General features: G+C 36.0%; 4 protein-coding genes. All 4 read right to left on the bottom strand.

Going from position 1 to position 6,000, the window contains the following annotated elements; genetic code table 11:
* Positions 1–2,404, bottom strand: a 2,404-nt coding sequence (locus BC008_RS05015) for a dynamin family protein (RefSeq protein ID WP_235595798.1), incomplete at its 3' end; no start/stop codon positions are given.
* A gap of 267 nt (positions 2,405–2,671) precedes the next feature.
* The gene (locus BC008_RS05010) at positions 2,672–2,866 is read right to left on the bottom strand and encodes a hypothetical protein (RefSeq protein WP_027846813.1); all 195 of its coding nucleotides are present in this window, start codon (positions 2,864–2,866) and stop codon (positions 2,672–2,674) included.
* Positions 2,867–3,657: 791 nt separating this feature from the next.
* Positions 3,658–4,695, bottom strand: coding sequence for an SDR family oxidoreductase (locus tag BC008_RS05005; protein WP_027842860.1), 1,038 nt, complete (start codon positions 4,693–4,695; stop codon positions 3,658–3,660).
* A gap of 377 nt (positions 4,696–5,072) precedes the next feature.
* Positions 5,073–5,795, bottom strand: a complete 723-nt coding sequence (locus tag BC008_RS05000; RefSeq protein ID WP_036265220.1) for a phycobilisome rod-core linker polypeptide — start codon at positions 5,793–5,795, stop codon at positions 5,073–5,075.
* Between the last annotated feature and the right edge of the window lie 205 nt (positions 5,796–6,000).

Here is a 6,000-nt window from a genome sequence, read left to right as displayed (position 1 = left end):
TAATTCGGGATAAGTCCTCTTCTAATCCTTTTGGTTGGTCATGGATACCTGAGTAACTCCTTACCCCGGAATTTTGAGGGGATACCCACAAACTTTCTTTCTTTTTCTTCACCCCACTTGACCATTGCTTAGCCATTAAGTCGGGAGATGGGAGGAACATATTAATATATTCAACCTCTCCAGTTACATCACGAGTTACTTCTTCTTGATACTCACGAGTTACAGGTTGTGTTTTTGTTCTAGTTTTTGTTTCTTTGAAACAAGAACCTTCTTCATAAGTTTCTTCATTACTTTCATATTCTGTTTTAGTGCGTGTTTCATATTCTGTTTTTTGTCCAATTACTTCTGTTTTCCTAGTATGATTTAGTTTGAAATCATATTGCACTTCGAAAAACTTATCTGGTAAGGTTGGTAAATTTTTATCTAATTTTTGTTGTAAATCACTGATTGCTGCATTTTCTAGATCGATTAAAGAAGCGAATGTTTGTTCTGATAAATGATTTTTTAATCTCTTAACTTGTTCGTCAACGAAAGATTCTAAAGCTTGTTCAAATTGTTTTGCTTTCCCTTGCAGAAAAAATTCTGCTCTTGCTGACATTGCTACTTTCATGGTGTGATACAAGAGACGAACATGACGCTCATCATGCTCTAATTCTTTTTTCCCTTTATCATTATCAGTTCTCACAGACTTTACGAAATATTCTGACTCACGAGAAAATGATTTTAATCTTCGACTCACATTATCATAGGTTTTAGCAATATCATCAGCTAATGCAGGGGATACAACTTCTTGTAATTTATCTCTTAGCTGGAAATATAATTGATTGTTATTTAAACCGTAACGAACTGGAGCGATTAGATATTTAGTCAAGTCTGCTTCTACACCAGAGACAGCATTTACGATCGAATTAAAACCTTCATATCCTTTTTCTTTGGCATTTTTTACAACTTCTAAATCTGCTTGAGGATCGTGTTTTTTCAACCCTGATATTAATTCCTCAATTTCAGCTTTAAATTCTTTGCCTATTTGCTTAACATGTTGATGAAAAAAATTACGAATATCGTTGATTTTTTCTCGTTTTCTTTTAACTTGTTCTTGATTATAAATCTTTCCTGCATCAATCAGAACGTCAAATTTTTTAGATAAAGCATTATAGTGATTAAATACTCCCATTAATGCAGGAAGTATAACTAATTCAGCAAACGAATCTTTAACTCTTTCCCGGAAACATTTCCAAAGTTCTGTACCACCACTCCACTCTAAACAATAGTGAAGAATTTTCCGCATGGTTTCATCATCGATATATTCTTCATCCTCAACTTGGTCTTCAATATCGCGAAACCACCTTTTTAAACTTTTATTTTCTTTCGTATTTAGTTTGATTAAACTTGCACAATCTTGAAACATTGCACTCAATAACTTTAAGCGGGTTTTCCCATCGATTTGTGATGGTTCGTTCAAAGCTCCCGAACCCCAAGCACATTGAGCATAATATAAAAGACGAGCATTAAAAGGAATAACATCAGGAAGTTTAGGAAGCGATAAAACCTCTTGTATTTCTTTTCTTAGCTTATTAATTCGCTCTTCTAGGGGTAAATCATCTGTACCTCGTTGATCCACCCGATTTAAGATAAAAATCATTGAGTCTGTACGACCCTGTAAATATTCAACGACTTTTTTTAATTCTTCCAATAAAAGCTTTCTGTGATTGTCATCTACCTGCATATAGTCTAAAGCTACTATACTAAAGGCTTTATTAACTTGCTGTTGAATAGTTGCTAAGTTAGTCCGGTCTTGAACTGATTTAAGTCCGGGTAAGTCAAATAATTCAATCCCTATCCCCTCCGGTAAACCTAGAAAAGAAGGATCGGAAGCAGGTAAAAGAGGAACAGAAGCAGTAACTTGTGGTGCGACATATTCCCGTTTCTTTCGCGCATCGTGATAAGAGTGCATTACTGTACGAATGCGTTGATATAAATCCTCATCACTTAATCCCGTCCATTCTCCAGTATCCCAAACAGCATCCTTAGTATCTGCAATCTTAAGTTTTCGTTGCTGAGAATGTTTAAGACTGAGAACCCCACCACTCATTTCCCCTGCTTCAATCGGTGCAATTTTCCGACCAATTAGCGCATTAACAATAGTTGATTTTCCTGAAGAGGTTGTTCCTAAAGTTGCAATCCGAAAACTAGGATTTTCTAACCTTTCTACTGCTTCTTGATAAACAGTAAAAAATTCTTTTAAGGAAGATTTGATTCCAGGGTCGGAAAAAACATCCTCTGAGGAGTTGACCAACTTAGAAATTGAGTTACCTAGTTCTTGTAAGAGTTGACGAGTGTTGTTTAACTTATAATCAATATTTATTTTTTTAGGAGTACTTCCTTGAAGTTGATTTATAATCACTTTATTATGTTTTATAAGTTACATTATTAATGTTCGTATTTTACTTCATGAATTTTGTAATTGCCTCTAAGTATTTACCCTAGAGCTTTTGAGTATTTAAGTTAAAAATAATAAATAATACTTAAGTGTATGATGTTTATTTATTACACTATTACTATAAAGTTTCTGAAACACCTTCATATTGTTCACAGCACACAAAAAATCCAGTGCATATCAAACACACTGGAAATCTCAATACAACAAGAAAAAGAAATAAGTAATAAATATTTACTCAGCCTGATTATCAACTTGAGTGCTTTGTAATTGCTGCACTTCTTCCACCATTAAACCAGTTGTTTTTGCAATTAATTCAATCGAAAGTCCTTCTTTGAGAAGGTTAATTGCTATTTTGTGAGTAGCTTCTTGACTACCTTCAGCTCGACCTTCGTCTACTAAAAGTTGATAAGTTACTGAATCGCGCATAATATCCCTTTATATTAAAAAAGGCAGAAGGCAGGAGGCAGAAGGCAGAAGTTCAATTAGATGGGGATTTAAACCCCAACTAATTGTGGACACCGTAAGACGGTGGGGTTTTAAACCCCAGTGGCGGTTAGCGCAGCGTTACGTTAGTAATAGGCAAGAAGTTTTAGTTTTTATACCAGGTTTTTCCTTCTGCCCTCTGCCCTCGTACTTCTGCCTTCCGCCGAAGGCGGATAAATTCTGCTGAAAAAGCTAGATTTCACTGGAATTATCTCATTTTAAGAAAATATCATTAATTAGGGCGTATCTTGGTGCGCTCCCATAAGTCATAAATTTATACGCTTCAGTTAAAATTGAACCATGATTATTTTTGGCATGTAAAGACCTTGCAGAGCAGTAAGGGCGTCGTTAGCATATGTAACATCCTACCAACAAATTTATACTCAAATCTTGCACTTATAAGTGCAAATGACTAAAAACAATAGTTATTAATAAGACTTTTTTTCAAGCTTTCTTCAGTCCTCTTTTAAAGGACTTTGCCTATAAGCCTGGGACTTTTAGTCCAAGGCGGTCAGTTACACTGAGTATTATTTATTCAAGCGTTTTTCTTGATGCAAGATGTGAATATAGGGGTTTTCGGTTGAGTGCAGACACCTTGTAGAGACGTTGCAGAGCCTGCGGTGTCGGCGTTAGCCTCTGCAACATCTCCACAGAATGGGAATATAAAATGTATTTGATTCAAATGGAAACCGCTATAGTCTTATCTGAACCGTGTTGGGTAATAAATAGTTATTTCAAGAATTGCGATCAAGTATTCCATAAGCAAGCAAACTCTTAGCAGTAGCGATCGCAGCTTCATCGGGAGGTCTCGGTATCCATCCTAATTCCCTTCTAGAAGTTTCATAACTAGTTCTTCTTAACTGATTGAGATCGGGTAAAATTATACGGATAGTAGGATCGAATAATGCTAAAAAACGAACCAACCAAGTAGGTGCGTGACGAGTAGGGACTTTATTTGCGTCTTTACCCAAACTGCTGCGGAGAGTTTCAGCTACTTCTTCCAACCACATGAACCCAGCACTTGCGATAAATCTACCACCTGCACCATTGGGTTTTTCCATCGCTAGTAAATGTAAGTCTGCAACATCACGAACATCTACAATTTCGTAGCCAATAGGTGGAATTAGTAGCATACTTCCATTCATCAGTCTTTTGATCAACTCTAAAGAAGTGTTAACTTTTGGCTCTAACATTGGACCCAATACAACACCTGGACATACAGTTGCTAGTTCTATAGAGTTATTTTCATTGACAAAATTCCAAGCTGCTCGTTCTGCAATGGTTTTACTTTGATTGTAAGCCGTGACTGTTTTATTACTTAGATCTGTCCAATCTTTTTCATCGTAAATATAGTCTTTTTCTCTTAAGGGAGAGCCACATACTGCAGCCTCTGAAGATGTTATAACAATCCTTTTTACACCCGCACGACTAGCAGCTTTTAAGACCCGTAAAGTACCGTCGCGGGCAGGTATTATGAGTTTATTTGGGTCTGATGGTTGGTTTAATGGTAATGGCGAAGCAACATGAATAACATATTTGCACCCTTCAACCGCAGTATCCCACCCTCGATCTGCATCCAGAGTTGCGATCGCATATTCTACATCCGCATCACCGGAACAATGTTCGTTAATTAGGGCTTTGCATTTCTCTATTCGCGATTCCGAACGCACAACTGCTCGAACCGCATAACCCTTCTTTAGCAAAGCTAAGACACAATGAGCGCCAATAAATCCTGATGCACCAGTTACCAATACGATTGTTTTTTTCTGCATAAAAACTCTCGAACTAAATTTAGTAAATCAGAAAGTTTTTTCCGAAGAGCAAATTTTATATTTACAGACAATTCATCAATCGAATGTAACAGAGCTATCTTTTTGGATTTTATTCAGAAATTACGGCAGAAATTATTCTTTAAAAATCTCTAAATTGAAAATATTTAATAGCCACATCGGTTTGGATTTTTTGTCAAAAATAATCTTTAGAGACGCGATACTATGACCTGAAGTTAGATCAGAAAGACCGCGTCTCTGTAAAAGAAATATAGACTTCACAACTCAGTTTGTGAAGTAAAGATGAAGAGATGAAAACATCTTCAACAGATATTTAAATGTGATTTGTCTAAATCGTTAACCAGTAACTGTTTAGATATCTAAAATGTACCCAATTTTGGTAGAACACCAAGTATAGGTAATAGATATACAGCAATAACCAACGCTGCAGAAGTTGCTAAAAGACCTAAAACAATGGGTTTATCAGAAAGCTCATATTTAGGTTTGAATGCAGCAGCTAAGCTAGATTTTGGTAGTTTATTACGGTAGTCTTCCCCATAACGAGCCATGCGAGCAAAGGGTAATTCACCATGAGAACGTTGAGGTAAAATACGTCGTCTTTGATAAGGAACGGTGCTATAACCAAAATTGGTCATGTACTCTTCACTATTTAGTAATTCATCAATAAAACCTCTCAGACCCTTGGTTGCTAATACAATTGACCAAGCAAGTTTTTCACGTTCATCGTAAACTTGACGACCTAAAAGACGTTGAAAACAGATTTCAACGAAACGATAGTTGTTGTTGCTATTGTAGTTTAGTCGACGAAATGGATCGGAAAGTGCTAATCCTCTGACAAAGTCTTTTACAGTAATCTGACCTGATGCAAGCTGAGATTCTAAGAATGCTTGGCGGTTACTGCTGAGCATCTGTTGCTCGTGGAATACTTGATAGTATGCAGCCCAAATTAACTCATTGATTTCTTTGGGATTATATGAAAATTCACTAGAATAAACTCTGGGTTTTTCTTCGTTTGGAATTTCATACCCAGGTACGCGTTGATTTTGACTGGAAGGAGAATAAGTTAGAAGAGGAATAGACACTCTTGTATACCTACTATTTTTGAAAACTATGGACACATTTTATTTATGAGTTCGGCAAGTAAAATTGCCGCCTTCATTTCAAACTAATGCAAATTTTGCATTCTAGTCACAATTGTTAAAGAATCTTCAAAGCCCAATTAAATAATTAAAAAAAAGATACATAATGGGCTTAAAAAAGTTTTAAATGTATACTTAAATGAATTTC

The sequence above is a fragment of the Mastigocoleus testarum BC008 genome, assembly GCF_001456025.1.
GTDB classification, from domain to species: Bacteria; Cyanobacteriota; Cyanobacteriia; order Cyanobacteriales; family Nostocaceae; genus Mastigocoleus; species Mastigocoleus testarum.
Note: the sequence above shows the minus strand (reverse complement) of the source record. Positions and strands in the feature narration are given on the sequence as shown.

Excerpts from the sequence above, each read along its gene's own strand:
- BC008_RS05010 (WP_027846813.1), bottom strand. The coding sequence starts at position 2,866 with ATGCGCGATTCAGTAACTTATCAACTTTTAGTAGACGAAGGTCGAGCT.
- BC008_RS05005 (WP_027842860.1), bottom strand. The coding sequence starts at position 4,695 with ATGCAGAAAAAAACAATCGTATTGGTAACTGGTGCATCAGGATTTATT.